The sequence below is a fragment of the Roseateles sp. genome (assembly GCF_039595295.1).
Classification (GTDB): domain Bacteria; phylum Pseudomonadota; class Gammaproteobacteria; order Burkholderiales; family Burkholderiaceae_C; genus Roseateles.
In genome coordinates, this window is record NZ_JBCNLU010000016.1 from 82,535 (window position 1) to 109,354 (window position 26,820).

The 26,820-nt window shown below is 70.4% G+C and carries 19 protein-coding genes, 1 tRNA gene and 1 pseudogene; 15 read left to right on the plus strand and 6 right to left on the minus strand.

Annotated elements, in window-relative coordinates; all coding sequences use genetic code 11:
- Positions 1 to 120: 120 nt before the first annotated feature.
- The 7 genes from ABDW59_RS13795 (at position 121) to ABDW59_RS13825 (ending at position 12,294) form a co-directional block, all read left to right on the plus strand.
- On the plus strand, positions 121 to 552 hold the full coding sequence (locus ABDW59_RS13795; RefSeq protein ID WP_343630413.1) for an NfeD family protein: 432 nt from the start codon (positions 121 to 123) through the stop codon (positions 550 to 552).
- Between the two features lie 48 nt (positions 553 to 600).
- On the plus strand, positions 601 to 1,527 hold the full coding sequence (locus ABDW59_RS13800; RefSeq protein ID WP_067063302.1) for an SPFH domain-containing protein: 927 nt from the start codon (positions 601 to 603) through the stop codon (positions 1,525 to 1,527).
- Between the two features lie 72 nt (positions 1,528 to 1,599).
- Positions 1,600 to 1,690, plus strand: a tRNA-Ser gene (locus tag ABDW59_RS13805).
- Between the two features lie 69 nt (positions 1,691 to 1,759).
- Positions 1,760 to 2,389, plus strand: a complete 630-nt coding sequence (locus ABDW59_RS13810) for a LysE family translocator (RefSeq protein ID WP_343630414.1) — start codon at positions 1,760 to 1,762, stop codon at positions 2,387 to 2,389.
- Positions 2,390 to 2,526: 137 nt separating this feature from the next.
- Positions 2,527 to 3,060, plus strand: coding sequence for a superoxide dismutase [Cu-Zn] SodC (gene sodC / locus ABDW59_RS13815; RefSeq protein ID WP_343630415.1), 534 nt, complete (start codon positions 2,527 to 2,529; stop codon positions 3,058 to 3,060).
- A gap of 184 nt (positions 3,061 to 3,244) precedes the next feature.
- Positions 3,245 to 3,475 carry a hypothetical protein gene (locus ABDW59_RS13820; RefSeq protein ID WP_343630416.1) on the plus strand — a complete coding sequence of 77 codons (231 nt, stop codon included), beginning with the start codon at positions 3,245 to 3,247 and terminating at the stop codon, positions 3,473 to 3,475.
- Positions 3,472 to 12,294, plus strand: a complete 8,823-nt coding sequence (locus ABDW59_RS13825) for a glucoamylase family protein (protein WP_343630417.1) — start codon at positions 3,472 to 3,474, stop codon at positions 12,292 to 12,294. The genes ABDW59_RS13820 and ABDW59_RS13825 overlap by 4 nt, the downstream gene beginning before the upstream one ends.
- Before the next feature lie 15 nt (positions 12,295 to 12,309).
- Here ABDW59_RS13825 and ABDW59_RS13830 read toward each other — a convergent pair whose 3' ends face one another.
- Positions 12,310 to 13,329 carry a hypothetical protein gene (locus tag ABDW59_RS13830; RefSeq protein ID WP_343630418.1) on the minus strand — a complete coding sequence of 340 codons (1,020 nt, stop codon included), beginning with the start codon at positions 13,327 to 13,329 and terminating at the stop codon, positions 12,310 to 12,312.
- A gap of 152 nt (positions 13,330 to 13,481) precedes the next feature.
- Here ABDW59_RS13830 and ABDW59_RS13835 point away from each other — a divergent pair, with 152 nt between their 5' ends.
- The 4 genes from ABDW59_RS13835 to ABDW59_RS13850 all read left to right on the plus strand — a co-directional run bounded on the left by ABDW59_RS13835 (position 13,482) and on the right by ABDW59_RS13850 (position 16,211).
- Complete coding sequence (locus tag ABDW59_RS13835; protein WP_343630419.1) at positions 13,482 to 14,081, plus strand: nucleotidyltransferase family protein; 600 nt, start codon at positions 13,482 to 13,484, stop codon at positions 14,079 to 14,081.
- 84 nt (positions 14,082 to 14,165) lie between these two features.
- Positions 14,166 to 14,411 (plus strand): helix-turn-helix transcriptional regulator, encoded by a 246-nt coding sequence (locus tag ABDW59_RS13840; protein WP_343630420.1) that lies wholly within the window; start codon positions 14,166 to 14,168, stop codon positions 14,409 to 14,411.
- 31 nt (positions 14,412 to 14,442) lie between these two features.
- A complete protein-coding gene (locus ABDW59_RS13845; RefSeq protein WP_343630435.1) occupies positions 14,443 to 15,627 on the plus strand; it encodes a type II toxin-antitoxin system HipA family toxin in 1,185 nt (394 codons plus the stop codon).
- Positions 15,628 to 15,743: 116 nt separating this feature from the next.
- On the plus strand, positions 15,744 to 16,211 hold the full coding sequence (locus tag ABDW59_RS13850; RefSeq protein WP_343630421.1) for a DUF1203 domain-containing protein: 468 nt from the start codon (positions 15,744 to 15,746) through the stop codon (positions 16,209 to 16,211).
- Positions 16,212 to 16,251: 40 nt separating this feature from the next.
- Here ABDW59_RS13850 and ABDW59_RS13855 read toward each other — a convergent pair whose 3' ends face one another.
- The 5 genes from ABDW59_RS13855 to ABDW59_RS13875 form a co-directional block, all read right to left on the minus strand.
- On the minus strand, positions 16,252 to 18,102 hold the full coding sequence (locus ABDW59_RS13855) for a retroviral-like aspartic protease family protein (protein ID WP_343630422.1): 1,851 nt from the start codon (positions 18,100 to 18,102) through the stop codon (positions 16,252 to 16,254).
- A 104-nt stretch (positions 18,103 to 18,206) separates the two neighbouring features.
- Positions 18,207 to 20,048: an aspartyl protease family protein gene (locus tag ABDW59_RS13860; protein ID WP_343630423.1), complete on the minus strand. Its 1,842-nt coding sequence runs from the start codon at positions 20,046 to 20,048 to the stop codon at positions 18,207 to 18,209.
- Between the two features lie 167 nt (positions 20,049 to 20,215).
- Positions 20,216 to 21,172, minus strand: coding sequence for a sialate O-acetylesterase (locus tag ABDW59_RS13865; protein ID WP_343630424.1), 957 nt, complete (start codon positions 21,170 to 21,172; stop codon positions 20,216 to 20,218).
- 140 nt (positions 21,173 to 21,312) lie between these two features.
- Complete coding sequence (locus tag ABDW59_RS13870) at positions 21,313 to 22,566, minus strand: pyridoxal-dependent decarboxylase, exosortase A system-associated (RefSeq protein ID WP_343630425.1); 1,254 nt, start codon at positions 22,564 to 22,566, stop codon at positions 21,313 to 21,315.
- 37 nt (positions 22,567 to 22,603) lie between these two features.
- Entirely contained in the window at positions 22,604 to 24,232 is a 1,629-nt protein-coding gene (locus tag ABDW59_RS13875; protein ID WP_343630426.1) for an acyl-CoA ligase (AMP-forming), exosortase A system-associated, read from the minus strand.
- Positions 24,233 to 24,376: 144 nt separating this feature from the next.
- On the opposite strand from ABDW59_RS13875, the gene ABDW59_RS13880 reads away from it, so the two are divergent.
- From ABDW59_RS13880 to ABDW59_RS13895, 4 genes and pseudogenes are all read left to right on the plus strand, one after another.
- Complete coding sequence (locus ABDW59_RS13880) at positions 24,377 to 24,628, plus strand: phosphopantetheine-binding protein (RefSeq protein WP_343630427.1); 252 nt, start codon at positions 24,377 to 24,379, stop codon at positions 24,626 to 24,628.
- Positions 24,629 to 24,666: 38 nt separating this feature from the next.
- Positions 24,667 to 25,551 (plus strand): hydrolase 2, exosortase A system-associated, encoded by an 885-nt coding sequence (locus ABDW59_RS13885; RefSeq protein WP_343630428.1) that lies wholly within the window; start codon positions 24,667 to 24,669, stop codon positions 25,549 to 25,551.
- Entirely contained in the window at positions 25,548 to 26,498 is a 951-nt protein-coding gene (locus ABDW59_RS13890; RefSeq protein WP_343630429.1) for a hydrolase 1, exosortase A system-associated, read from the plus strand. Before ABDW59_RS13885 ends, ABDW59_RS13890 begins: the two co-directional genes overlap by 4 nt.
- Before the next feature lie 11 nt (positions 26,499 to 26,509).
- A pseudogene (locus ABDW59_RS13895) lies at positions 26,510 to 26,820 on the plus strand (hypothetical protein); the annotation flags it as partial.

Sequence of the window (26,820 nt, forward strand, 5' to 3'; positions counted from 1 at the left end):
AGCTCCTGCTTCAGGAGGGGTCGCTTGAAGCGTTTGCAGAGCGCCCCGGGGCGTACACTGCCCCGCATTCAAGAATGATCGGGCGGCTCAGGGAACGCTCGGCAGACGCAGGAGGATGCGATGGACTGGAGTCTCGCCACCTGGTGGTGGGTGATCTGCGGCGGTCTGGTGATGGCGGAACTCGCCAGCGGCACGACCTTCTATCTGCTGATGCTCGCGCTGGGCGCGGCCGCGGCGGCGCTGACGGCGCATCTGGGCGGGCCGTTCTGGGCGCAGCTGGTGCTCGCGGCCCTGGTCGGCGGCGGCGCGGTGACCTGGTGGCATCGCCGGCAGCGCCGTCATCCGCGCGCGCCCGCGAACGAGAACCCCAATGTGAACCTCGACATCGGCCAGAGCCTCGATGTCGCCCTGTGGCGCGCCGACGGCACGGCCGAGGTCCGCTACCGCGGCGCCTCCTGGCAGGCGCGCTTCATCGGCTCCGGCCAGCCGCACGAAGGCCGCCATGTGATCCGCGCGGTCGAGGGCAGCTGCCTGTTGCTCGAACCCGCCTGAGCTGTTTTCCCCGTTGCTTGCAACGTCTCTCGAGGAGGAGTCCCGTTCATGGAAATCGTCGCACTGGTGCTGCTGTTCGTGGCCATCGTGTTCATCGTGCAGTCCGTCAAGGTCGTCCCGCAGCAGAACGCCTGGGTCGTGGAGCGGCTCGGCAAGTACCACGCCACGCTCACGCCCGGCCTGAACATCCTGGTGCCCTTCGTCGACCGGCTGGCCTACAAGCACTCGCTCAAGGAGATCCCGCTGGACGTGCCCAGCCAGGTCTGCATCACCAAGGACAACACACAGCTGACGGTGGACGGCATCCTGTATTTCCAGGTGACCGACGCGATGCGCGCCAGCTACGGCTCGAGCAACTACATCGTGGCCATCACCCAGTTGGCACAGACCACGTTGCGCTCGGTGATCGGCCGCATGGAGCTGGACCGGACCTTCGAGGAGCGTGACGTCATCAACAGCTCGGTGGTGCAGGCGCTGGACGAGGCAGCGCTCAACTGGGGCGTGAAGGTGCTGCGCTACGAGATCAAGGACCTGACGCCGCCGGCGGAGATCCTGCGCTCGATGCAGGCGCAGATCACGGCGGAGCGCGAGAAGCGCGCGTTGATCGCCGCGTCGGAAGGCCGTCGCCAGGAGCAGATCAACATCGCGACCGGCGAGCGGGAAGCCGCGATCGCGCGTTCCGAGGGCGAGAAGCAGGCCGAGATCAACAAGGCGCAGGGCGAGGCGGCGGCGATCCTGGCGGTGGCGGAAGCCAGCGCCGACGCGATTCGTCAGATCGCCTCGGCGATCCAGCAGCCGGGCGGCGGCGACGCGGTGCAGCTGAAGGTGGCGGAGAAGGCCGTCGAGGCTTTCTCGCAGCTCGCGCAGAAGAACAACACCATGATCGTGCCCGCCAACATGAGCGAGGTCTCGGGGCTGATCGGCACGGCCATGTCGTTGATCAAGAACGAGAAGCTGGTGCAGCCGGGGCGCTGAGCGACGCTTTCAGGACGCGCAGTCGACGACTTTCTTTTCGAGGTCGAAAACTGCGCTATGATGGCGGGCTTCGGAGAGATGGATGAGTGGTTTAAGTCGCACGCCTGGAAAGCGTGTGTAGGTTAATAGCCTACCGAGGGTTCGAATCCCTCTCTCTCCGCCAAGACCCAATGAAAACGCCCCGCGATGCAAGTCGCGGGGCGTTTTTTCTTGCTCGCTATCATCCGGCCCCATGCTGCTGACCTCCGCCCAACTCCTCGGCTTCCTGCTGGCCGCGCTGCTCATCACCGCGTCGCCTGGTCCTGACAACTTGATGGTGCTTGGCATGGGCGTCAGCAAGGGCCGCCGTCACGGCATGGCCTTCGGCCTGGGCTGCGCGCTGGGCTGCCTGAGCCACACGGTGCTGGCGGCGATCGGCGTCAGCGCGCTCATCGCGGCCTCGCCCGTGGCCTTCACCGCGCTCAAGGTCGCCGGCGGTCTCTATCTGATCTGGCTGGGCATCAAGGCGCTGCGCAGCAGCGGCGGCGCGCAGGTCGGCGACGCGTCCAAGGTCGAGGACTCGCTCACGCGGCTGTTCTTCAAGGGCGTCTTCGCCAATGCGATCAACCCCAAGGTCGTGCTCTTCTTCCTGTCCTTCCTCCCGCAGTTCGTCATCCCCGCGAACGGCCACGTCGCCGCGCAGACCGCGGCGCTGGGCGTGGTCTTCACGCTGCAGGCCGCGGTGCTGTTCGGCCTGCTGGGCTACTTCGCCGGCGCGATCGGCCAATGGCTGCAGCGCAAGCCGCGCGCGGGCCTCTGGCTGGACCGCGTCGCGGGCGCGGTTTTCGTGGCGCTGGGCCTGCGGCTGATCGTGGCGCGTTGACCTCGCGGCGGCACGCCCCTCCTCCCCACAGGGGCATCCCCTCCCACCGCGGATTTCCGCGACCATCCTCCCGCTCGCGCGGCACGCCGATTGCCGTCCGCGTCGACCGTCCTGATCCGGCATCACAAGGAGCCCCCATGACCCTGCGTCCCCTGCTCGCCGCCGCGTTGATCGCCTGCGCGCCGCTGTCCGCCGCGCTCGCCGCGGAAGCGTCGGCCACCGTGACCCTCAAGGTCGCCACCCCTCAAGGCGACGGCGGCCCCGTCGGCACGGTGACCATGGAAGAGACCAAGTACGGCCTGGTCTTCACGCCCAAGCTCACCGGCCTGCCGCCCGGTCTGCACGGCTTCCACGTCCACGCCAACCCCTCCTGCGCCGCGGGCGAGAAAGATGGCAAGCCCGTCCCCGCCGACGGCGCCGGCGGTCACCTCGATCCCAAGAAGACCGGCAAGCACGGTGAGCCCTGGGGCGAAGGCCACCTCGGCGACCTGCCGCCGCTGTACGTCAACGGCGAGGGCGAGGCCTCGCAGCCGGTGCTCGCGCCGCGCCTGAAGCTGGCCGACATCAAGGGCCACGCGCTGATGGTCCACGCCGGCGGCGACAACCACTCGGACCACCCCGCCCCGCTGGGCGGCGGAGGCGCCCGCATCGCCTGCGGCGTGATCCAGTAACAACTCGACGTCGCGGCCTTGCCGCGAACTTCACGGTCCGATCCGTCCCGGCGGCCCGCGTTCTCCTGGAGCGCGGGCCGTCGTCCTCTCACCCGCCCGTTCTTTCGGGTTTCCACGCCCAGGCAGGCATGAGGCTTGCCAAGTTGAAACCTCAAGTTTCAGAACGTGTAGAGAGGAACAAACCATGACCCGCCCGCTTGGCCCTGTCGCCTCGGCCTCCCTGCTCCCGACGGGCCTGCCGTCCGTTGACCAGACGGCCCTGCAGCGCCATCTGATCCAGTGCGCCAAGGCTCGTGGCCGATGGTTCGGCGTCGCGCTGATGGCCGAACGACTGCACGGCCTGGTGCTGCCGCGACTCGCCACCACCGCCGCACTCGGCGCCATCACCCTGGGACTGTTCGCTCACTGGCTATGACCGGCGCCGAGCGAGCGCAAGCGCCCGTCCCCGAAGTTGCGGAAGAACTTGCGCTGCTGAATCCCGCGCTCGGGCCGATCGAGCCGCCCGTGCGCGCGGTGCTGTTCGGCCTGGCCCGCTTCGAGCAGCACGGGCGCAGTCTCGCCCTGGCGCAAGCCGTGCAGGGCACCGCCGGCGCGGGCCAGTTCTTTCCGCGCCTGGACGAGAACGTCGCGATGCTCCAGCAGACGCGGCGCCTGATCGAGAAACGCCATCGCGACTTCCGCCACCTCGGCGCCGCCGGGAAATGGCTGCTGGACAACGCCGCGCTGATCGACGAGCAGACCCATCAGGTCCGCCGAGGTCTGCCGCGCGGCTTCTTCCGCCTGCTGCCGCGCCTGCGCGATGAACCCCTGGCCGGATTGCCGCGCATCTACGGGATCGCCTGGGCCTGGGTGGCACACACCGACGGCGGCTTCGACATCGACCTGCTGGCGGCCTATCTGCGCGCCTATCAACGCGAGAGCGCGCTCTCGCTGGCCGAGCTCTGGGCGCTGCCGACGACGCTGCGGGTGGTGCTCGTCGAGAACCTGCGCCGACTGGCCGAGCGCTTCGCCACGCTGCAGGCCGCGCGCGACCTGGTCCACCACTGGTACGACGGCCACCCCGCCGAGCACGGCATGGCCTGGATCCAGGAGTTGGAACCGCGCATGAAGGAACGCGGCGTGGCCGAGGCCTTCTGGCTGCAGCTGGACCACCGCATGGAGGAGCTGCCGCAGCCGCTGATGGGCGAGGTCGCCGCCTGGCTCAGCACGCGCCTGCCCGCGCCGGCACAATCGCTGGCCCGTCAGCAGGACGAGTCCATCAAGGACCTGCAGAGCATCCGCAACGCGATCACCGCGCTGCGCCGCATCGACCAGACCGACTGGCGCAAGCTGATCCAGTCGGTCAGCCCGGTGATGCAGACCCTGGCGGAATCGCCGGTCTACGCCGCCGAGGCCACCGATACGCAAGACCTGACGCTGCATGAGATCGAACGCCTGGCGCGCCGCTGCGCGCGCACCGAGCTGGAGATCGCTCAACGCCTGATCGAGCTGACGCGCCGCGCGGGCGCACCGGTGGACGGCGAACCCGATCGCCGCAGCGCGCCCATCTACTGGTGGCGCGGCGCCGGCCGGCCCACGCTGCATGCGGTGCTGGGCATGCCCGAGCGCCGCTGGCAACCGCATGACACCGAGCAGCGCCATCGCTGGTCGGCCGCGGCCTACTTGAGCGGGCTGCTGCTGCTCGGACTGCTGGGTCTGTACTGGCTGATGAGCCAGGCCCGCGTCGACGCGCCGGCCTGGATGTGGTGGACCGCCGCGCTGTTGGCCGCCGGGCCGATCGGCGAGGCCGTGGTCGCGTTGACGAATCGCTGGATCAGCGAGCTGGCACGACCCGACCGACTGCCGAAGCTGGACTTCAGCGGCGGCCTGCCCGACGAGGAGCGCACCCTGGTCGTGATGCCGGTGCTGCTGCCCAGCGAGGCCTCGGTCGCGCCGCTGGTGGCGCAGCTGGAGCAGCATCACCTGGCCAATCCCGAGCGGCTGGTGCAGTTCGCGCTGCTCAGCGATCACGCCGATGCCTACGAGGAACACCAGCCTGGCGACACCATGATCGTCGTCACCGCCGCCGACGCGATCGCCGCGCTCAACGAGCGCCACGGCCCGCTGGCCGACGGCGGTCCGCGCTTCCTGCTGCTGCATCGCCAGCGCGAGTGGTCGCCGACAGAGCGCCGCTGGATAGGCTGGGAGCGCAAGCGCGGCAAGATCGAGCTGCTGCTGCGCCTGCTGGCCACACGCGGCGAGAGCTCTCCCTTCGTCGACCTGGGGCCGCTGTCGACGCCGGCCCAGGGCGTGCGCCACCTGATCACCTTGGATGCCGACACCGACATGCCGCCCGGCCGCCTGCGCGCGCTGGTCGGCACGGCCGCACATCCGATGAACCGTCCGCGGGTGGACGCCGCCAGCCATCGCGTCGTCGAGGGCTACGCCATCCTGCAACCGCGCGTGCTCGCGCCGATGCCGGAGGACAAGGCAAGCACCCCCTACCACCGGCTCTTCGTCGGCCAGTTCGGCATCGATCCCTACAGCGCGGTCAGCTCGGAGATCTTCCAGGATCTGTTCGGCGAAGGCAGCTTCACCGGCAAGGGCCTGCTGGACGTGCGCGCCTGCCACGCAGCGCTGGGCGAGCGCCTGCCCGAGGGCCAGGTCCTCAGTCACGACCTGTTGGAAGGCAGCTTGGCGCGCTGCGCGGGGGTCTCGGACATCACCCTCGTCGAGGACTCGCCGATGCATGCCGACGTCGCGCATGCACGGCTGCATCGATGGACGCGGGGGGACTGGCAGCTGCTGCCCTTCATGGCGCGCGCCGGCCGCTACGGCCTGACGACGATCAACCGCTGGAAGTTGATCGACAACCTGCGTCGCTCGCTGGTGGCGCCGATGTCGCTGGGGCTGCTGCTGCTCGCGCTGGGCGGCGATGTCCTGCCGGTGGGATTGACGCTTCTGGTCGTGGCCGCGGCCTTCGCGATCGGACCGCTGGTGGGCGCGCTGGCGGGACTGGTGCCGGGCCGCGACGGCCTGGCGCTGCGCCACTTCTATCGCGAGACTGGCCACGACGTAGCGCGCGCGCTGGGCCTGGCGGCCTGGCACCTCGCGCTGCTGCTGCATCTGTCGCTGCTGTACCTGGACGCCATCGTCCGCGCGCTGTGGCGCCAATGGGTGTCACGCCGTCACCTGCTGGAATGGACCACCGCGGCCGCCGCGCAGGCCGCCGCCAAGCGTGATCTGTCTGCCCTCGTCCAGCAGCATCTGCGGGTGCCCGTCGCCGCCGCGGTGCTGGGCGGCGTGCTGGTGCTGGCCGCGCTGCTGGGCGCGCCGGTGCAGGTCGGTGTGACCGTCGTCCTGCTGATCGTCTGGGCGCTGTCGCCGCTGTGGATCTGGTGGGCCAGCGCCGCACGCGCGCCGCTGCTGCGCCAGGAGCCCGCGCTCGACCGGCAGGGCCGCGACTATCTCTGGGCCCTGGCCCGCGACACCTGGCGCTTCTACGACCATCACGTCGGCGCCGCGGACAACCATCTGCCGCCGGACAACGTCCAGCTCACGCCGCACCTGCTGGTGGCGCATCGCACCTCGCCGACCAACATCGGCCTGTACCTGTTGACCGTCGCCTGCGCGCGCGAGTTCGGCTTCATCGGCCTGGTCTCGATGACCGAGCGCCTGTCCGCGACGCTGGACACGCTGGAGCGCCTGCCGCGCTGGAACGGCCACTTCTACAACTGGTACGACACCGAGTCGCTGGTCGTGTTGGCGCCGGGCTATGTCTCGGCAGTGGACAGCGGCAACTGCTCCGCGCATCTGCTGGCCGTCGCCCGCGCCTGCGAGCTGGCCGCCGAGCTTTCCACCGAGCAGGCCGCCGCCGCGCCGCGCGACGCGCTGACCCGCACCCTGCATCGGCTGCGCGTGATCCAGCCGCCGTTGTCTTCCGATGGCGTGCTGTCGGCCGGCGCCGCGCTGGTGGCCGCGCTGATCGATCCGGAGAACGCCGCCGCGCAGGCCGAGGAGCAGCAAGCCGTGCTGCGGTCCCGCGTGGCCGCCGCCCGCGCGGAGCTCGACACGCTGGCCGCCGCCCAGGGCTACACGGCCACGCCCACGCACTGGCTGCTGCGTGACCTGATCGCGCAGCTCGAGTCCTACTGGCGCGACCACGGCGCCGCCTATGCCGAGGCGCGTCTGCGCCTGCGCGATTTGGCCGCCCGCTTCCGGGTCCTGGGGCTGGCCGCCGACTACCGCCCGCTGTTCGACACCGAGCGCCGCCTGCTGCGCATCGGCTGGCGCGGCGACGCGCAGCAGCTCGACGAGAACCACTACGACCTGCTCGCCAGCGAGGCCCGTCTGACCAGTCTGGTCGCGATCGCCAAGGGCGATCTGCCGCCCGAGCACTGGCGCGCGCTGGGCCGGCCCTTCTTCTCGCGCGACGGCGTCAGCGAATCGCTGGGCTTGAAGTCCTGGTCGGGCTCGATGTTCGAGTACCTCATGCCCTCGCTGGTGCTGCGCGAGCCCGCCTCCAGCGCGCTGGGCCGCGCCATCCGCGCCGCGGTGGCCGAGCAGCGCATCGAGGCCACCGGTCGAGGCACGCCCTGGGGCATCTCCGAATCGGCCATCGCGGGCCAGGACCACACCCTGGCCTACCAGTACGGCCCGCAAGGCGTGCAGACGCTGGCGCTGGCCCGCCTGGCCACCGACGAGCGCGTCATCGCGCCCTATGCGGCGGTGATGGCGGCGCTGGTGGCGCCGGTCGCGGTGGTGGCCAATCTGCAGGCCTACGAGCGCCTGGGCGCGCGCGGCGCCTTCGGGTTCATCGAGGCGGTCGACTACACGCCGCAGCGCCAGACCGCGGGTGCCGGCTACACGCTGGTGCAGACCTACATGGCGCATCACCAGGCCATGGGCTTCGCGGCGTTGTGCAATCTGCTGTGCGACGACGCGCCGCGGCGCTGGCTGATGTCGGACCCGCATCTGAAGGCGGTCGCGACGCTGCTGCACGAGCGCGCGCCGCGCGAGGTGGCGCCGCTGTCGCTGCCGCCGGTCGAGGTGGTACCGCGCAAGCGCCTGGAGCGCAAGACCCGCATGGTGCGCGAGAGCGAGCCGCTGGCCGAGTCCCTGCCGCTGACGCACATGCTGACCAACGGCCGCTACTCGGTGGTGCTGCGCAGTCACGGCGGCGGCTACAGCAACTGGGACGGCGTGGGCGTCACGCGCTGGCGCGACGACCTGCTGCGCGATCAGCACGGCAACTTCCTCTTCCTGCGCCGCGCCGGCGAGGACGACTGGTTCAGCACCACCGCCCGCCCCGCGCCCGATCCGCGCGCCCGCTACGAAGCGCGCATGCAGGCCGAGCGCGTGCTGTTGGAGGCGCATTGGCGCGACCTGCACGCCTGCACGACGGTGTGGGTCAGCCCCGAGGACGACTGCGAGCTGCGCCAGATCGTGCTGACCAATCACGGCGAGCGGCCGATGGCGCTGGAGCTGGTCTCCTGCTTCGAGGCGACGCTGGCGCCGCTGCGTGGCGACGAGGCACACCCGGCCTTCTCCAACCTCTTCATCCAGGCACGCTGGGACGCCGCCGAGCACGCGTTGCATCTGCGCCGCCGCCCTCGCCTCTTCGACGAAGCGGCGATGCGCGCGGTGCACTTCCTCGCCGGCATCGACGACGGCGGGCCGGTGGGTCTGCGTCCGCATCGCAACGGCACGGCCAAGAACGGCGTGGCCAACGGCGTGACGCCGGCGATGCCGCATGACCACGTGGTGCCGCGCGCGGACGCCTCGGCGCTGGCCGCCGGCCACTTCAGCGTGGGCGAGGTCACGCCCATCGCCGACCGCGCGCGCTGGCTGGGCCGATACGGCAGCTCGACGCGGCCGGTCGGCGATGCGCGCGCCGTCTTCGTCGACGACGTCGCGGAGAGGGCCGATCCCGGCGCCGAGGGCGAGCCGGGCCGGCTGCTGGACACCGGCCTCGATCCGGTGGCCGGCATCCGCGTGCCGGTGGAACTCGCACCCGGCGCGACGCTGCGGCTGACCTTCTGCACGGCGGCCTCGCGCGACGGCGATCTGCTGGCGGCGTTGGTCGACAAGTACCGCCAGCCGGCGCATGTGGAACGCGCGGCGTCGATGTCCCACACCATGGGCGGCATCCGCTTGCGCGAGCTGAGCTTCGACACCGCGACCTGGGGCGCGCTGCTGCAGCTCAACACGCTGATCACCGGCCAGGCCGCGCGCGAGCCCGCCCATCCGCGCCTGCCCGCGGGCCGCGTGGACCGGCGCGCGCTGTGGCGCTTCGGCATCTCGGGCGACCGGCCCATCCTGGCGGTCACCATCAGCGGCGAGGAAGGCATCGACCTGGTCCGCGCGCTGAAGAAGGCGCTGCGGATGTGGACCTCGCACGCGGTGGGCGTGGATCTGGTGGTGCTCAACGAGGAGCCGCCCTCCTACCTCGCGCCGGTCCAGCAGGCCTTGCAGGCGCTGCAATCGCGGCTCCAGGGTGAGGACCAGGGACGGCCGGCGCATCTGTCCTCGGCGCTGCACGTGCTGCGCGACGCGGACCTGCTGCCGGACGAGCGGCTCACCCTGCAGATGCTGACGCGGCTCCGGCTGCAGGCCGACGGCCGCGCGCTGGCGCAGCAGCTGGAGCGCTGGATCGAGGACCTGCGGCCCGCCGACGAGGCGAAGCGCCTGCCGGTCGCACACGCATTGGCGGAACGCCCGTCGCCGGACGCCGCGCCGCGCGCGCCGGAAGGCCGCTTCGACGCGGCGCATGGCGGCTTCTCCTTCGACGTCTCGCCGGACCGGCATCCGTCGCGGCCCTGGGTCAACGTGCTCGCGAATCCGGACTTCGGCTGTCAGGTCACCGAGCTCGGCGCCGGCTACACCTGGGCGGGCAACAGCCGCATGCACCAGGTCACGCCCTGGTCCAACGATCCGCTGCTGGATCCGCCCGGCGAGTGGCTGCTGCTGCACGACCTGGACCAGGAGCGCGTCTGGCCGCTGGGCCGGCAGCTGCATCGCGCCGCGCCGATCGCGATCGAGCACGGCATCGGCTACACCCGCAGCCGCCAGCATCTGGGCGACCTGACGGTGGAGCTGTGCTGGTGCGTGGACCGCGATACGGCGATCAAGCAGGTGCAGGTCTCGATCCGCGCCGACGGGCGCGGCGATGCGCGAGTTCGACGCCGGCTGCGGCTGGTGGCGCTCGCGGAATGGCAGCTGGGCAGCGCGCGCAGCGAGCGGCTGTCGGTCACCACGCAAAGCGATTGGCTCACGGTCGGTCCGCTGGGCGCGGGTCTGCCGCAGCCCGCGCAGGCGCTCGCGCTGCAGGCGACGCAGCGCGATCATCTCGGCGGTTTCGGCGACGCGACGGCGGCGCTGTGCATCCGCCCGAGCTCGCGCAACGTTCGGCTGGACACGCAGGACTGGACCTGCGATCGGCGCGAGTTCTTCGACGGCGCGGGCCGCATGGTGTTGCCCACGGCGCTGAGCCGTCGCTGCGGCGGCGGCCTCGACGCCTGCGCGGGTCTGGGCGCGCGCATCGATCTGGACGGCGACAAGCCTGCCGAGCTGTCGGTGCTGCTGGGTCATGCGCGCTCGCCCGACGAGGCGCATGCGCTGATGGAGTCGGCCTGGCAGGTCGATCCGCAGGAGCGGCTCGCCGCGCAGCGTCAGCAGTGGCCGGCCTTGCTGGGCGGCATCCAGGTCGAAACGCCGGATCCGCGCTTCGACGCGCTGACCAATCACTGGCTCCCCTATCAGACGCTGGTCTGCCGGATGTGGGCGCGGGCCGGCTTCTACCAGGCGGGCGGGGCATTCGGCTATCGCGATCAGTTGCAGGACGCGATGGCGCTGACCGATGTCGCGCCGCAGCTGCTCGCGCAGCAGATCCGCCGCAATGCCGCGCGGCAGTTCCCCGAGGGCGACGTGCAGCACTGGTGGCACGAGCCCGGCGGCGCCGGCGTGCGCACGCATTTCTCCGACGACCGGCTGTGGCTGCCCTATGCGCTCGCGCATTACCTGACGCGCACCGGGGACCTCTCGCTGCTCGACGACACCGAGCCCTTCCTGATCGGCCAGACGGTGCCCGAGGGCGCCGAGGACATCTACGAGAGCCCGCGCACCGACGGGCCGTCCGCGTCCATCTACGAGCATGCGGCGCGTGCCATCGACCGCAGCCTGGACAGCGGCGCGCACGGGCTGCCGCTGTTCGGCACCGGGGACTGGAACGACGGCATGAATCGCGTCGGCCACGCGGGCAAGGGCGAGTCGGTCTGGATGGCCTGGTTCCTGTGCCAGGTGATCGAGGACTTCGCGCCGGTGGCCGCGGCGCGCGGCGAGCAAGAGCGCGCGCAGCGCTGGAAGACCGCGCGCGACGGCTGGGTGCGGGCGCTGGACGGCCCGGGCTGGGACGGCGCCTGGTACCGGCGGGGCTTCTTCGACGACGGATCGCCGCTGGGCTCCTCGCAGAACTCGGAATGCCGCATCGACCTGATCGCGCAGAGCTGGGCGGTGCTGACCGGCGCGGCCGATCCCGCGCATGCGCGGCAAGCGATGGCCAGCGCCAGCGCGCACCTGATCGATCCCGTGGCCAAGCTGGCGCGGCTGCTGCATCCGCCGCTGGCGGTGGCGCAGCCCAGCGCGGGCTACATCCAATCCTATGCGCCGGGCGTGCGCGAGAACGGCGGCCAGTACAACCACGCGGCGGTGTGGGCGCTGATGGCGCTGGCGCGGCTGGGACAGCGCGATCTGATGTGGCAGGTCTACACGGGACTGAGCCCCGCCCACCGCTGGGCCGATCCGCGTCTGGGGCCGATCTACGCGATCGAGCCCTACGTGATGGCGGGCGACGTCTACTCGCAGGCGCCGTGGGTGGGGCGGGGCGGATGGAGCTGGTACAGCGGCTCGGCGGGCTGGCTGCTGCGGGCGTCGCTGGAGTCCATCTGCGGCGTGGTCGTCGAGCAGGGCCGGGTGCGGGTGAAGGCCTGCCTGCCGGTGCACTGGGATCAGGTGGAGGTGAAGCTTCGCCACGAGGGCCGCTGGCTGCGGGTGATCGTCTGCGCCAACGAGAGCGCCTGCCGTGCCGCGCTGGCGCGCGAGCCGGGCGCGCGGCGCGAGTCGGCGGGCGAGTCGGTGGAGCTGGCCTCGCTGGCGCCCGATCAGGCACTGGTGGTGCTCAGCGTGCCGGAGATGGTGAAGCTGCCGAGTGCCTCGGCGCTCGGGGCCTCAAGCGCCCCGGGCAATGCGCAGGGGTGACGCGGGCGCCCGGTCTCAGTTGAAATGCGGCGTTCCGCGCCGCGCGCTGCGTGTGGCGTAGTCCAGAAAGCGGCGCGCGTCCGCCAAGACTTCCGCGTTGCTCAGCACATCGCAGCGGGAGCCGTCATCGCCAGCCTCGCCGGGCGACGGCGTCGACTCGCCGGCCCGTCCGGGGCGGGCGTCCGGGAAACGGCACGTCATCCCTGCGAAGTCCGAGGCGGCTTGCCGATAGATCTCGCGCGCGGCATCCGTGCAGAGAAAGCTGGTGACGGCCGGTGTGCGATCCATGTGCGAGGGCTCCGTCGTCGAGCGCCAGAAGAAGGCGCCTTTCGCCAGCGACTGGCGGAAGCTCGCATAGGCGGTGGTGAGCTGGTCGAATGCGGGGAAGCCGAAGGCCGACGCCGGCAGGTGCAGGGCGACCGGCGTATCCGACAGGCGATGGAGCAGTTGCGCGACCAGATACTGGCCGGGGTCCGGCTGCAAATAGAACACCTGGGGCAAGCGCGCCAGGGCCATGATGCCGGCGCACTGCGCGCAGGACTCCAGCGAGGTGAAGATCGTGATGCCGTCCAGCGAGGTGCGACGCCGGCCGTCGTCACCGGTCGCCCCGTCACGCGCATCGAGCCCGTCCAGGTCGAACAAGCGTCGGACCAGTCGCGCCTCCGCGTGCTGTACGGAGCTGTCGTAAAGCGCGTTGTGATTGAAGTCCAGGTCCCGCACACGGCCGGTGGCGTCGACAGCGATCGCGGCGATGTTGTGGCCGAGATAACGATCGCCCAGCCGGTCGCCCAGGTAGGACCCGTCCTCGCGGCGCTGCGCGGCGCGCATCGGGTAGTCCGAGTCTCGAGCCCCACGCGAATTGCCGTTCCACCAGCTGTCGACGATCGCGGCGAGCAGACCGGCGTGAATGGTGTGGCGCTCGGCGAGCACCGGGTCGATGGGAGGCGACTGCGGTGCCGCGAACTCGGCCAGCGTCCGGTCCCAATGGCGTGCGAGTTGCGAGTGAGGATCGAAGTAATCGGGAAGCGTCGCCATGGAGGGCACCTTGCGGCCGTGGCCGAATTGAAGTGCGCCGCAGTCCCGCGCCCGGACCGGAGCGTTCGACAATCCCAGGGCGTTTCCGCGCAAGGCAAGAGAGTGATTCCACCGACCCGCCGCCTGTCGTCGGAGCCGCCAGAATGGCCCGCATGTCCGACACCCTCATCCCCCTGCCGCTGCGCGAGCGCTTCCTGGCCGACCTGCTCAGCAACCGCCACAACCGCGCGATCCTGGATCGCTGGGAGCAGCTGGCGCTGCCCGATGGCTGGCTGGTCGCGGGCTGCCTGTTCCAGAGCGTGTGGAACCTGCGCATGGGCCGGCCGCCGGAGTCGGACATCAAGGATTACGACCTTTTCTACTTCGACGGGCAAGACCTGACCCGCGAGGCGGAGCAGCGGGTGCAGGCGCGGGTGAACGAGGTGCTGGGCGATCTGGGCATCACGATCGAGGCGATCAATCAGGCGCGGGTGCACCTCTGGTACGAGGAGGACTTCGGTCATCCGTATGAGGCGCTGACCTGCTCGCGCGACGGGATCGAGCGCTTTCTGGTGCCGTCGACCTGCGTCGGCGTCCGGCCCGGGGAGATCTATGCGCCGTATGGACTGGAACTGCTCTACGAGGGCGTGCTTGCGATGAATCCGCTCACGCCGCATCGGGATCTCTTCGAGAGGAAGGCGGCGTCGTATCAGAAGCGGTGGCCGTGGTTGAGGATTGTGGAGCCCGTTCACGAGCCCGCGTCAGGCGCCTGATTTGACTTGGCATGTATCACAAACCATACTTACAAGCATCAAAGTATCGTATGTGATACATCAATGGCAGATCCAGAAACCGGAATGCTGCATCTGGCGCAGGCGCTGAAAGCGATGCGGTTGCAGCGTGGTCACAGCCAGACGGAGTTGGCGTTGCTGGCGGGCGTGCCACGCCTCAAGGTCGTCCACATCGAGGCAGGCCGTCCCACCGTCTCCATTGGCGCCTATGCGCGCGTTGCCGCAGCGATGGGGGCCGAGCTCGGCGTCGTGCTCCAGCAGCGCCCCACGATGGACGAGATACGCGCGCTGATCGGGGACGGGAATGATTGACCTCTCCGCCCCGTCCTCTCATCGCTTGGCGGTGTTCACGCCCGAGGGTCTGAGCGGCACGCTGCAGCGCGAAAGCGGCTACGTGTTCACGTTCGCCGACGACGCCAATGCTGCCCGTGCGCCTTCGCTGACGATGCCAATGCGGGCGCTTCCCTACACGCACGACACCTTGCATCCTGTCTTCCACATGAACCTGCCCGAAGGGTTCGTGCTGGAGCAGTTGCGGAACCGCTTGGCAAAGAGCTCGGGCATGGATCCGCTGTTCCTGCTGAGCGTGATCGGCTCGCAGGACCCGATAGGCCGCCTTCGTTTCTCACTCGACAGCCGCAGCGCGCCAACGGCGCGCGAGCCCGGCGAAGGCGAACGACTTGCCGACCTGCTGGCGGCGAAAGGATCTCGCGAGCTCTTTGCTCGACTGGTCGACGACTACGTCATGCGCAGCGGCGTGAGCGGCGTGCAGCCCAAAGTGCTCGTGCCGGAACGCGAGGCGATGGCGCCGGAGTACGAGGCCGTGCTGCCCACCTCGGATCTGATCGTGAAGTCCGGTCTGGACGAGTTTCCTGCCCTGTCGATCAACGAATACATCTGCATGACCGCGGTCAAGCGTGCGGGGGTCCCGGTACCCGAGTTCTTTCTGTCCGAGGACGGGGAGCTCTTCATCATGCGGCGTTTCGACAGGCCCGCCGATGGGAGGCAGCTAGGGTTCGAGGACATCCTCAGCCTGACGACGTGGGCGCCGGACAAGAAGTACCAGGGGTCCTACGAGATGGTGCTGCGCCTGCTCAAGCTCTACTGCGCACCACGTCGGAGTCAACAAGCCACCCGTCAACTCTTCGACATGGTGGTCCTGTCCTGCCTGCTGGGCAACGGCGACGCGCACTTGAAGAACTTCGGCGTGCTCTACGACGGCATCGCGGGCGCGGTGGGCATGGCTCCGGCCTACGACATCGTGTGCACGCGGGTCTACATCGGCGAGGACAGCCTGGCCTTGAACCTCGATGGCAGCAAGAGCTTCTTCGCGGCCCGCCTGGGCATCCTCGAGTTCGGAAAGGCTTGCGACATGTCACGCGCGCAATTGGATGCGCGCATCGTCGAGCTCTCGCGAATCGTGCTCGCGACGCTCGATGACTTGGCGCCGCTGGTGGAGCGAGTGCCAGGGATGCGGAGCATCGTCGAGGCGGAAACGAAAAGGTTTCTGTCCACCTTCGAGCGGTAATCGCTTCGCGCGCTCGCACCAGCGAATTCCACGTCCGTTTCCGGCGCGACCCGCGCGGCGGTCCTCCCTATCGTGAGCGGCATCAACGACCACGACGGCCCTCGCGCCGCGCTCACATGGACTTCCGCATCCTCGGGCTCGATCCCGCGCCCTTCCGCCCGCTGTTCAAGCTGACCGACTCCGTCCTGCGCGAGTTCGGCGCATTGCGCGTGCGCGTCGACGCGCCCCGCTCGGCGCCCGATCGGATCGGGCTGGACGACGCCGCGCCCGGCGACACGGTGCTGCTGCTGAATCACCTCTATCTCGACGTCGCGACGCCCTATCGCGGCACGCACGCCATTTACATCCGCGAAGGCGACGGCGAACGCTTCGACCGCGTCAACGAGGTCCCGCCCGCGCTGCGCCGCCGGCTGCTGTCGCTACGGGCCTTCGACGCCGCCGGGATGATGGTCGACGCCGACGTCACCGACGGCGATCAGATCGAGGCGCTGATCCAGCGCCTCTTCACCGATCCCCGTGTCGACTTTGTGCAGACGCACTTCGCCAAGCGCGGCTGCTATGCGGCGCGGATCGAGCGGGCTTGAGCGCCGCTGCCCCGCAAGACCTGTCCCTCAAGGCTGATCTTCAAAGGTCCTCGGTCTCCGCGAAGGCGTCGCCCCCCGGTGCGTCCGGCGGCGCGTCCGGCGCGACGTCCAGGCCCTGCCGGCGCACTTCCCCGTCGATGCCCGGCTTCTCCCGGCGCGCCGCCTCGATGTCGGCTTGACCTCGCGCGGTGTCACCCGAGCGCAGGCGCGCCAAGCCTCGGCCATAGAGCGCGATCGGCATCGACATCAGCTTGATCGACGCATCGAAGGCCTTCAGCGATTGAGTCAGGTCACCGGTGCGCAAGTAGGTCCAGCCGAGATTGCTGCGCGATTGCGGATCACCCTTGTCCATGTCCGCCGCCTCGCGGCAGTCTTCGATCGCCTTGTCGAGCTCGGCGTTCATCCGCATGCGCATCCAGCAACGGGCACCACGGGCCGCCGCCACCTTGGCGTCCTGCGCGTGCGACGCGATCCAGAGGTCGTACTGCCGGATCGCCAGCGCGCTCTCGCCGCGTCGCGCGTACAGCGTCGCCAGGTCCCGGCGATGGTTCGCGATCGGCGCGAGCTGTGCATCCAGGTGCGCCAGATCCGCGCCGGCCCCGGCCGTGTCGCCCACCGCCATCCGCAGCGGCACCCGGAACAGCCGCGCGCCTGTCGAGATCGGATCCAGGCGCAGCGATTCATCGAGATCCGCCAGCGCCTCGCGCGGCTGCTTCAGCGCCGCCTTCGCCCGCGCGCGTGCCTCGAAGTTCGCTGCGTTCGGTTTCTGGCGGACCGCCCGATCCAGATCCTCCAAGGCCCGCGTCGCCTGCCCGCGCACCAGCCACGCGTTGCCGCGGCGATAGAGGCCCTCGGCATCGTCGTCCGCCAGCGTCTCGGCCTTGGCCGCGTAGCGCTGGTCGTAGTGACCCGTCTCGCCCTCGAGCTCGCTCTGCGCGAAGACGGCGCCGCCATTCCAGGTCAGGTAGACCTTGCCCTGCGATCGCGCCACGTAGATCCGGTGGGACAGGAAGTAGTCCAGCCCGATCAAGATGCCCCATTCACGGGTGCTGACCTCGGCGACCTGGAAGCGGTTGTTGGTCACCTTCTCGCCGCCGAGCTCGAATTGGCTCACCATCGTCGTCCACAGCCGCGCATGCTTTGATCCGGCGCCGCCCACGCGGCCCAGCATCTTCATGTCCGACTCCTCGATCCCGACCCTGCGCGCGGTGGCGATGGTCAGGCTGGTGCCGGGCGCGCCCGTATCCAGGAGCGCCTCGACCTTCTTTCCATTCACCTTCGTCGTGACCTGAATTCCGGACGTCGAATGCGGCGACAACGGCACCTCGATCACCGGGGCGTCGCCGGCCCAGTAGGCCATCGACTTCTCCTTGCACGGTTTGGTCGGGAACATTAGCCGCACCATGCCGTGAGCGAGGTCGTACTCCGTGTCCGCGATGGACAGGATGTTGCGGCCCAGGACGCCCATGATCCCGGTGTCGAGGTCGTTGCCCCCGACCAGGAAGTCGACGTCGCGGATCTCCTCGCCGCCCAGCTCCACGCTCTTGACGCGCGTGGCCTGCAACTCCTCGATGTTGCCGGTGAAGCCCGTGACAGTCAGGTTCCCTGGACCGTCTCGCACGGGCAGCGCCAACTGCTTGGCGCTGACATGGCTGATGAGGCTGTAGAACGCGCCGCTGTCCAGCAGCATCGGCACCGACTGGCCGTTGAGCTTCACCGTCACGAGCGGCCGGCTCCCGACCACCCGGACGGGGAGCTCGACCGAATGCACGCGGCATTTCTCCGCCTCGGCCGGCGCATCGGCGGCCCGCGCCGCACCGGACAGTCCGAGCGCCAGCAGCGCCGCACACAGCGGCGCGAGGCCCCTGCCCTTCAGGAACCCTGATGTCATTGTTCTCTCCCTGAGATCTCGAACGCGGGCGGTGGTCCGCCCGTCGTCAACCTGTCGTCACTGCCGCCGCATCACGGCGGCGTGACTGCAACGTCACTGCCGCCTCACTGCGCCGGCGCACTCGCCGTCATCAGCCCTTCGAAGCCGATGCGCTTCAGCGTCTCGTCGATCGTCGGCATCAGCTTGCGCGCGGCCTCCAGATCCTGCAGGCCCTTCTCGGTCTCGCCCAGCTTCATCAACGCCAGCCCACGACCATACAAGCCCCACGGCTGCTTGCGCTTTTCGAGCGAACGATCGAAGTCCCGACGCGCGTCGGACGCGTCGCCCTTGCGCAGCCGCGCCCAGCCCAGGTAGGTGCGGTACAGCGGCTGATCGCCGTCCTCGTCGATCGCGTCCTTGCAATCGGAGACGGCCTTGTCGAGCTCCACGTTCATCCGCGCCCGCAGCCAGCAGCGATCGCCCAGCGCCCGGGCAAGATCGATGTCGCGCTGGTGCGTCGGAATCCACAGGTCGAATTGCTTGATCGCCTGCGGCATGTCGTCGCGACGGATGTACAGGCCCGCCATCGCGAAGCGCTGGTTGGCGCTTGGCGCCAGGCGGGCGTCAAGCTCCGCCAGATCCGCCGCCGCGCCGTCGCGATTGCCCACGCCCATGCGCAGCGTCGCGCGGTGCAGACGCGCCTCGATCATCTTCGGATCCAGCTTGAGCGCCTCGTCCAGATCGGCCAGCGCCTCCTTGGGCTTCTTCAGCGCCACGTACACCCGCGCACGCGACTCGAAGTTGATCGCCGTCGGCTGCAGCCGCAGCGCCTTGTCCAAGTCCTCCAGCGCCTTGGCCGGATTGCCGCTCACCAGCGAGGCATTGCCGCGTCGCGCCAAGCCTTCGGCGTCGTCGTCGGCGATCTCCTCGGCCTTGGCCGCATAGCGCTGGTCGTAGGCCTCGGCCGGCGCCTTGCCCTTGGCGAAGACGGGGCCGCCGTTCCAGGTCGCGTACATCTTGCCCTGCAGGCGCGACACGTAGACCCGGTGCGCGAGGAAGTAATCCAGGCCCAGCAGCATGCCGTGCTCGTCGTCACTCGCCTCCGCGACGCGGAACTCGTTGTTGCTGACCTTCTCCCCGCCGATCTCGAAGCGCTCCACCTTCGCGATCCAGCGCCGCGACAGCTGCGAGCCCGCGCCGCCGCTTCGGCCGATGAGCCTCATGTCCGCCTCGGCAATGCCGACCTTGGAGGCGGCGCCCGACAGCAAGGTGGTCAGCGGCGCGCCGGTGTCCATCAGCGCGACCACCTTCTGGCCGTTCACCAGCGTGGGCACGCGGATCGAGCTGTCGTTGCGGCCGTAGTTGATCAGCGGCGCCTCGATCACCGGCGCTTCGCCGGCCCAGTAGGCCAGCGTCGTCTTCTCGCAATCGCCCCTGGGGAAGACCAGCCGGATCACGCCGTGCGCGAGGTCGTACTCGGTGTCGCCGGCCGAGAGGATGTTGCGGCCCAGCACGCCCATGATCCCGGCGTTCACCTCGCTGCCGCCAACGATGAAATCAGCGTTGGGGATCACCGCGCCTTCCAGCTCCAGCTTGGCGACCTTGGCGACCTTGAGGTCCTCCACGCGCCCGCCGATGCCGTAGACCCGGAGGTTGTCCGGGATGGGGCGGGTCTTGAGATCCAGCTGCTTGGCGCTGGCGTGGCTGAGGAAGCTGAAGAACGCGCCGCTGTCCACCAGCAGCGGCACGGGCGTGCCGTTGATCTTGACCGTCGCGACGGGGCGCTGCTCGACCAGCCGTACCGGGAGCGTCATGGTCTCGATCCGGCATCGATTCGGATTCGGACTCGTCGTTGGCGTCGAGCTCGGCGCCGAACTCGCGTTCGCATCGGCCTCGGCGGCCATCAGGTCGGCGGCCGCAGCGGCCAGGATCAGCGCCAACAGCGGCGCAACACAGCGAGCAGTCAATCGTCCCTCCCTTGGGGTGCATCGCGGGCGATCCTCCGCCCGTCGTGACCCGGCACGATACGCGCTCGCGCGCCCGAAAAATTCCTCCCGATGGGGGGACTTTCACAGGGAGTTTCACCAGGGAGCGGGCCGGTCGCCGAGCGCCTCCCGCTCGCTTCACGGCCCGCTTACGGCGCCTTCACGCCGGAGGCCGCACCCGCACCCGCGGCGGCGCCACCGGCTCCGGTCGACACCGGCGCCTTCGACGCCTCGGGCAGCAAGGCCTCGGCCCACAGCGCGGCGGCGCGCGTCACGCCCGCGGCGCTGAAGTGGCAGCCGTTGCGCAGCGGCAGGCTCAGCGAATCGGTGTCCGGTCCTGGCAGGAAGCCGCTGTCCGGAATCGCGAGCAGCTCCCGCACCGCCTCGCGCACCTGGCCGCCGTCATGCGGCGGGCAGTAGGTCGAGCGCGCCAGATACCACGGCGCGCGCAGCCCGCGCATGCCCATGTCGGTCCGCAGCGCGGCGAGGTCGTCGCGGTACTCCGCCATCGCGGTGCGATCGCGCGCGTCGGCCTCGCCCTGCTGCCACAGCACGGCCGCGACCGGCCAGTGCGTGCCCTTGATGCGATCGACCTGCGTCTGCCAGTAGCGCCGCAGCGCGCTGTCGGGGCGATTCCAGTCGGACAGCGAAGTCCCCTCCACCGCGATCACCGACCACACGATGGGGCGCCCTTGCCAGCGTCCACCCAGCGCCTGATGCACTGCGGGCCACAGGCTGCCGCCGTCGCCGGTGCCGCCGGGCAGCGGCGCGCCGGACAGGCCGCAGCCGCCCTCGTGCAGCACCGGGATCATGGGCAGCGGCGACTGCGCCGGATCGGCGCGGTCGGCATGGTTGCCGGCATTCGATTGGCCCAGCACGACGACGATCACCGGATCCTGGCCCTTGAAGACCGCGCCGCAATCGCCGGCCGTCATCGGCATGCCGTGGATCTCCGCCACGCGTCGCTCCAAGGCGGCTGCCGGGGTCGTTTTCTCAGGCTGGCGCAGCATCGCCACGCCGGCGGTGATCATGCCGCCACAGGCCAGCAACGCCACCGCGCCGATGGCCACCGCCACCCAGGGCGGCATCTTCCGTTCTTCAGTCATCGATCTCGATCGCGTTCTTGCTGGGGCCGGCGCTCACGGGCCGGCGGAATCACGGGGCCCAGTCAGGCAGGGGCCGGCCGGCATTGTCGGTCCGGCGCGAAGCCCTGCCGCGCGCAAGGGCGCGCAGCGGCATCGCCCGCTCAGACCAGCACTTCGGCCGCGGCCGGATGGCTCAGGAAGTTCTGCGGGCTGGCGGTCACGCCGTAGGCGCCGGACTGGAACACCACCACCAGATCGCCCGGCTCGGCGCGAGCCAGCGACATGCGCTCGCCCAGCAGGTCCAGCGGCGTGCACAGCGGCCCGACCACGGACACGCCCTCCTCCGCAGCGGCATCCATCCGGTTGCCGATGGCCACCGGATAGTTCTTGCGGATCACCTGGCCGAAGTTGCCCGACGCCGCCAAGTGGTGGTGCAGGCCGCCGTCGGTGACCAGATAGACCTGACCCCGCGAGACCTTGCGGTCGACGACGCGGCACACGTAGATGCCGGCCTCGCCGACCAGGTAGCGGCCCAACTCGACCACCAGCTTGGCCTGAGGCAGCTCGACCGCCGCGCGCTCGACCAGCGCCGCCAGGTTCTCCGCGATGGGACCCAGGTCCAGGCGCTGCTCGCCCGGGAAGTACGGGATGCCGAAGCCCCCGCCCAGGTTCAGCACCTTCACGGGCGCGGGCGCGTGCTGCGCCAGCCGCAGCGCCAGCTCGAAGCTCTTGAGCTGCGCCTCGACGATGGCCTCGGGCTTGAGGTTCTGCGAGCCGGCGAAAAGGTGGAAGCCCTCGAAGCCGACACCGTCGGCCGCGGCCTCGCCGATGCGGGCCAGCAGCTCGGGCACCTGCTCGGCATCGACGCCGAACTGCTTGGGACCGCCACCCATCTTCATGCCCGAGGACTTGAGCTCGAAGTCCGGATTCACCCGCACGGCGACGCGCGCCGCATAGCCGGTCTCGCGGCAGAGCTCGCGCAGCAGCGTGATCTCGCGGAAGGACTCGACATTGATCAGGATGCCGGCGGCCAGCGCCTGACGCAGCTCCAGCGCGCTCTTGCCGGGTCCGGCGAAGCTGATCTCGCGCGGATCGGCGCCCGCGTCCAGCGCCACTTGCAACTCGCCGCCGGAGGCCACGTCGATGCCGTCCACCAGCCCGGCCATGTGCGCGACCAGCGCCGGCATCGGGTTGGCCTTCATCGCGAAATGCAGCTCCAGCGTCGCGGGCAGCGCGGCGCGCAGTTCCTCGACGCGGCGCGTCAGCAGCGCGCGGTCGCAGGCGTAGAACGGGGTGCGGCCGACGCGATCGGCCAGGCGGGTCAGCGGCTGGCCGCCGATCTGCAGCACGCCGTCGCGGACCTCGAACTGGTCCATGGGCGCATGGCGCGGCGGGGCCTTGACGGGGGCGTTCATCGTGTCGTCGTGTCGTCGTGTTGGGGGTGAAGCGGGCTCAAGCGCCCGACTGCGCGATCCACTCGGTGCTGAGCAGCTTGCGATCGATCTTGCCGTTGGGGTTGCGCGGCAGGGGGCCGGCCTGCTCCGAGAAGCCGGCCGGCACCATGTAGGCGGGCATGCGGGCGCGGCAGGCCGCCAGCAACGCGGCCGCGTCCAGCGACGCCGCGCCCACGGGCGGCGTGGCGATCACCTGGATGGACTGGCCCAGCGTCTCGTGGTCGACGCCGAAGGCGACGCACTCGCCCACCAGCTGCGTCGCGTACAGGATCTCCTCGACCTCGGTCGGGCTGACGCGGTAGCCCGAGGTCTTGATCATCTCGTCGCGCCGGCCGATGAAGTACAGGAAACCCTCAGCGTCCATGCGCACGTTGTCGCCGGAAAAGACCGCGTACTCCGGCAGCTGCAGGCCGGCCTCGCGACCGGCGGCCCCCACGGGCAGCAGCTTGTAGCGCTCGGCCGTCTTCTCGGCGTCGTTCCAGTAGCCCATGCCCACCAGCGCGCCGCGGTGCACCAGCTCGCCCGGCTCCTCGGGGGCGCAGGGCGTGCCGTCCTCGCGCAGCACCAGGATCTCGGCATTCGGGATCGCCTTGCCGATCGAGTCCGGCCGGCGGTCGACCTCCTCCGGCGGCAGATAAGTCGAGCGGAAGGCCTCGGTCAGGCCGTACATCAGGAAGGGCTGCGCCGAGGGAGCGCGCTGGCGCAGCAGGTTCAGCGTCTCGCGCGGCATGCGGCCGCCGGTGTTGGCGAAGTAGCGCAGGTTCTCGTCGATCGCGGCGGGCCATTCGAGTTGCGCCAGCTGGATGTAGAGCGGCGGGACGGCGGTCAGGCCCGTGATGCGGTCGCGCTCCAGCGCCTTGAGCACGTCGCGCGGCATCAGGTAGTTGAGCAGCGTCACCGAGGCGCCGGCGTGGAAGGCCGTCGTCAGCTGGCTGAAGCCGGCATCGAAGGACAGCGGCAGCGCCGCCAGCAGCCGGTCGTCGGGCCGGTTGCCCAGGTAGCTGGCGACGCTCTTGGCGCCCGCGACCATGTTGCGGTGCGACAGCACCACGCCCTTGGGCCGGCCGGTCGATCCCGAGGTGTACAGGATGGACACCATGTCGGTGTCGATGACGCGGTGCGCGCTCTGGGCCGGCGCGTCCAGCAGGTCGCTGTAGCGGTGCCAGCCCTGCGGCGTCGCGTCGGCGGCCGGATCGACGACGACGACGTGCTTCACCGACGGGCATTGCGCCAGCACCGGCCGCAGCGCGGCCAGCCGGTCGCGCGAGGTGATCAGGATGCGGACCTCGCAGTCGCGCACGATGAAGCCGACCTGCTCGGGCTTGAGGATGGGGTTCACCGGGACGAAGACCCCGCCCGCGGCCGGGGCGGCGAAGCTGGCGACCACGGTCTCCAGGCGCTTGTCCAGGTAGATGCCGACGCGCTCGGCCCGGCCCAGGCCCAGGGCCAGCAAGCCGTTGGACAGCGCGCGGACCTGGCCGGCCAGGGCGGCGTAGTCCATCGCGCGGGCGCCGTCGCGCAGCGCCGCGGCGGCCGGATCGCGGTCGGCGGCCTGCCAGATCAGTTGCGGGAGCAGGTGGGCGTCGACGGCCGGTGAGGCGGTGGATTCGGTCGCTGTGCGGGTCACGGTGCGGTCGCTCGTGGCGGTGAGGAAAAAAAGTATCGCACGCCCCCTGGCGGCAGTACCGCACGAAGGGCGCGGGATCCCCTTGGAATGGGGGGCGCGACCCGGGGTTCCCCGAGGGGGCCACAGTTAAGATCCGCCCCGATCATGAACACCCAACAACACCTGCTCGCCATCCTCGACGACGTCCTCAGCCTCGAGGGCCGCGCCAAGGAATTCGACGCCGACACCGCGCTGCTGGGCGCGATCCCGGAGCTGGACTCCATGGCCGTGGTCAGCCTGATCACCGCGCTGGAGGAACAGTTCGGCATCGTCGTCGAGGACGACGAAATCGACGGCGCCACCTTCGCCTCCGTCGGATCGCTGCTGGACTTCATCAACGGCAAGCTGGCCGCCTGAGCGGCGCGCCGTCCCCGTCCGCCGCGCCGCACCCCGACATGGCCGCGAGCTCCGTCTTCTTCCTCGATGCCGGCGCACGCGGTCAGCGCCTGTGCGCGCACTATCCGGCGCGATCGCCCGCCCCCACCGGCGCGCGCGGCCAGATCCTGCTGCTCCCGCCCTTCGGCGAGGAGATGAACAAGTCGCGCCGGATGATCGCGCTGGGCGCCCGCGCTTTTGCCGCCGCCGGCTTCGAGGTCCTGACGATGGACCTGCTGGGCTGCGGCGACAGCAGCGGCGACTTCGGCGACGCGAGCTGGGCCGCCTGGCAGGACGACGTCCGCCTGGGCGCGGGCTGGCTGGATCAGCGCGCTCAAGTCACCGATGAGCGCAAGCCGCCGCTGTGGCTCTGGGGCCTGCGCGCCGGCGCGCTGCTGGCGCCGGCGGCCTACGTCGACAGCCTGGACTTCTTCCGCCCCGTGAACCTGCTGCTGTGGCAGCCCGTCACCGCCGGCAAGGTCCAGCTGCAACAGTTCATGCGCCTGCGCGTGGCCGCCGATCTGATCGGCGGTCAGGCCAAGGGCGCCATGCAGGCGATGCGCGACCAACTCGCCCGCGGCGAGTCCGTCGAGATCGCCGGCTACGCGCTGTCGCCCGCGCTGGCCGAGGGTCTGGAAGCGGCGCAGCTCAAGCCCTCGCCGCGCATCGCGCGCGTCGCCTGGATGGAGCTGTCTCCGCGCGAGGACGCCAGCCTCACACCGGCCGCCGAGATGGCGGTGTCGGCCTGGCGCGCTCAAGGCGCGCAAGTGCGCGCGTCCGTCAGCCAGGGCCCGTCCTTCTGGGCCGCCACCGAGATCGAGGAAGCCCCGCGCCTGATCGAGGCCAGCCTCGCCGCGCTCATGGCCGGGGATGATTTCGAGATCGCCGAACGGGAGCCCGCATGAGCGCCAGCCCCCTCACCGCCACGATTGACACGGCCGAGCGCACGCAGTCGCCCGCGCACCGCGACAGTGTGCTCAGTGTCGACTGCGACGGCGATGCGCTGGTCGCGCTGCTGAGCGAGCCGGCCATCACGGCCTCGTCCTCCGACACCGGCGTGCTGCTGATCGTTGGCGGCCCGCAGTACCGCGTCGGCGCGCATCGCCAGTTCACCTTGCTGGCGCGCGCGCTGGCCGCGTCGGGCACCCCGTGTCTGCGTCTGGACTACCGCGGCATGGGCGACGCCGAAGGTGCGATGCGCGACTTCGCCGATGTCGACGCCGACGTCGCCGCGGCCATCGACGCCTGGCAGCGCGAGCGCCCGCAGCTGCGCCGCGTGGTGCTCTGGGGCCTGTGCGACGCTGCGTCGGCCGCGCTGCTCTACGTCCACCGCCGCCGCGATCCGCGCGTGGCCGGTCTGTGCCTGGCCAACCCCTGGGTCCGCACCGAGGCCAGCCTGGCCCGCGCCCAGGTCAAGCACTACTACCTGGGCCGGCTGCGCCAGCCCGCCTTCTGGCGCAAGCTGCTGAGTGGCCGCGTCGGCCTGTCGGCGCTGCGCGAGCTGCTGGGCAAGCTGGCGCTGGCGCGTTCCGCGCGCGCCGGCTCGGACGGCGCCCCGGGCGATCGGCAAGACACGCGGCAAGACACCCGCCATTACACCGAGCAGATGGCCGACGGCCTGCGCGGCTTCGCCGGTCCGGTGCTGCTGATGCTGTCGGGCGACGACGTCGTCGCCAAGGAATTCCTGGACCGTTGCCGCGACGGCGGCCCGGCCTGGCAGGGGCTGCTGTCGCGCCCCGGACTGCGCCGCGCCGACCTGGCCGCGGCGGATCACACTTTCTCGACCGCCGACTGGCGCGCGCAGGTGGAGCGGCTCACCGCCGACTTCGTCCGCGACGCCCGTCCGGCCTGACGGAGCCCCGCATGACGACCCTCCTCCGACGCCTCACCGACCGCGCGGTCCGCGCCGCGCGCGTGACGCTGATCGCCTCCTGCGCCCTGGGCGCCGTGGTCGCCCAGGCCCAGACCGGATGCGGCACGCTGGCCAACACCTTCGGTCCCTTCGACTACCGCGATTACAAGGACCTGCGCGGCCGCGCCCGCGACGGCAGCGCCATCATGCTGGTCGAGGACACCCACTTCCTGGAACCCTGCGAGGCGCTGATCCGCTGCCCCAGCGGCAACTTCGGCAGCGAGTACGACTACACGCTGCGCGCCTTCCCCAATCACCATCG

Excerpts from the sequence above, each read along its gene's own strand:
- ABDW59_RS13795 (WP_343630413.1), top strand. The coding sequence starts at position 121 with ATGGACTGGAGTCTCGCCACCTGGTGGTGGGTGATCTGCGGCGGTCTG.
- ABDW59_RS13800 (WP_067063302.1), top strand. The coding sequence starts at position 601 with ATGGAAATCGTCGCACTGGTGCTGCTGTTCGTGGCCATCGTGTTCATC.
- ABDW59_RS13810 (WP_343630414.1), top strand. The coding sequence starts at position 1,760 with ATGCTGCTGACCTCCGCCCAACTCCTCGGCTTCCTGCTGGCCGCGCTG.
- sodC (WP_343630415.1), top strand. The coding sequence starts at position 2,527 with ATGACCCTGCGTCCCCTGCTCGCCGCCGCGTTGATCGCCTGCGCGCCG.
- ABDW59_RS13820 (WP_343630416.1), top strand. The coding sequence starts at position 3,245 with ATGACCCGCCCGCTTGGCCCTGTCGCCTCGGCCTCCCTGCTCCCGACG.
- ABDW59_RS13825 (WP_343630417.1), top strand. The coding sequence starts at position 3,472 with ATGACCGGCGCCGAGCGAGCGCAAGCGCCCGTCCCCGAAGTTGCGGAA.
- ABDW59_RS13830 (WP_343630418.1), bottom strand. The coding sequence starts at position 13,329 with ATGGCGACGCTTCCCGATTACTTCGATCCTCACTCGCAACTCGCACGC.
- ABDW59_RS13835 (WP_343630419.1), top strand. The coding sequence starts at position 13,482 with ATGTCCGACACCCTCATCCCCCTGCCGCTGCGCGAGCGCTTCCTGGCC.
- ABDW59_RS13840 (WP_343630420.1), top strand. The coding sequence starts at position 14,166 with ATGCTGCATCTGGCGCAGGCGCTGAAAGCGATGCGGTTGCAGCGTGGT.
- ABDW59_RS13850 (WP_343630421.1), top strand. The coding sequence starts at position 15,744 with ATGGACTTCCGCATCCTCGGGCTCGATCCCGCGCCCTTCCGCCCGCTG.
- ABDW59_RS13855 (WP_343630422.1), bottom strand. The coding sequence starts at position 18,102 with ATGACATCAGGGTTCCTGAAGGGCAGGGGCCTCGCGCCGCTGTGTGCG.
- ABDW59_RS13865 (WP_343630424.1), bottom strand. The coding sequence starts at position 21,172 with ATGACTGAAGAACGGAAGATGCCGCCCTGGGTGGCGGTGGCCATCGGC.
- ABDW59_RS13870 (WP_343630425.1), bottom strand. The coding sequence starts at position 22,566 with ATGAACGCCCCCGTCAAGGCCCCGCCGCGCCATGCGCCCATGGACCAG.
- ABDW59_RS13880 (WP_343630427.1), top strand. The coding sequence starts at position 24,377 with ATGAACACCCAACAACACCTGCTCGCCATCCTCGACGACGTCCTCAGC.
- ABDW59_RS13885 (WP_343630428.1), top strand. The coding sequence starts at position 24,667 with ATGGCCGCGAGCTCCGTCTTCTTCCTCGATGCCGGCGCACGCGGTCAG.
- ABDW59_RS13890 (WP_343630429.1), top strand. The coding sequence starts at position 25,548 with ATGAGCGCCAGCCCCCTCACCGCCACGATTGACACGGCCGAGCGCACG.